Genomic DNA, 1,216 nt, shown 5'->3' on the forward strand with positions numbered 1-1,216 from the left:
GTACCTGTAATACTTAAGTTAGTAAGACCAGTTAAGTTCGTGATATTAGCCGTAGTCAGGTTCGCTGTCGTAGCTGTGATCGTACTGATGTTCGCCAGATTCGTAATTGAGTTCTGTGCACCTGTACTTAATGATCCACTCAAAGTTCCTGCACTGATTGTACCCGTAGCGGTGATGTTCTGGATATTCGCCAGGTTCGTGATCGTAGCCTGTGTACCAGCGTTAAGTGTTGCACTGATCGTTCCACCTACGATATTACCTGTTACAGTGATATTGCTGAACGTACCACTCGTACTGTTTACTGCTGTTGCATTCAAGGTGCCTACCTGAGCTGTACCTGTGATGCTTAAGTTGGTAAGACCAGTCAGGTTCGTAATATTCGCTGTAGTCAGGTTCGCTGTCGTAGCAGTAATCGTACTGATGTTCGCTAAGTTCGTAATTGAGTTCTGCGCTGATGTTGACAGACTACCACTCAAAGTTCCTGCACTGATTGTACCGGTTGCAGTGATGTTCTGAACATTCGCCAGGTTCGTAATACTATTCTGTGTACCGGCGTTAAGTGTTGCACTGATCGTACCACCCACGATATTACCTGTTACAGTGATATTATCAAAGGTTCCACCCGTGCCGGTCACATTTGTCGCACTCACCGTTCCCGCACTGATCGTTCCCGTGATGCTGATATTCGTTAAACCCGTCAGGTTCGTAATATTCGCTGTTGTGATGTTCGCTGTTGTAGCTGTGATCGTACTGATGTTCGCCAGATTCGTAATTGAGTTCTGTGCACCTGTACTTAATGATCCACTCAAAGTTCCTGCACTGATCGTTCCGGTTGCGGTGATGTTCTGAACATTCGCCAGATTCGTGATCGTAGCCTGTGTACCAGCGTTAAGTGTTGCACTGATCGTTCCACCTACGATATTGCCCGTTACAGTGATATTGCTGAACGTACCACTTGTACTGTTTACTGCTGTTGCACTTAAAGTACCTACCTGCGCAGTACCTGTAATACTTAAGTTAGTAAGACCAGTTAAGTTCGTGATATTAGCCGTAGTCAGATTCGCTGTCGTAGCTGTGATTGTACTGATGTTCGCTAAGTTCGTAATTGAGTTCTGCGCACTTGTACTTAATGATCCACTTAAAGTTCCTGCACTGATCGTACCTGTTGCAGTGATATTCTGAACATTCGCCAGGTTCGTAATACTATTCTGTGTAC

Annotated in this window: 1 protein-coding gene; it reads right to left on the bottom strand. The window is 45.1% G+C overall.

The genetic code is table 11. From position 1 onward, the window contains the following. Positions 1–1,216, bottom strand: a 1,216-nt coding sequence (locus tag BC659_RS16750) for a beta strand repeat-containing protein (RefSeq protein ID WP_425470271.1), incomplete at both ends; no start/stop codon positions are given.

It is taken from the genome of Sediminibacterium goheungense, from assembly GCF_004361915.1.
In the GTDB taxonomy this organism is placed as follows: domain Bacteria; phylum Bacteroidota; class Bacteroidia; order Chitinophagales; family Chitinophagaceae; genus Sediminibacterium; species Sediminibacterium goheungense.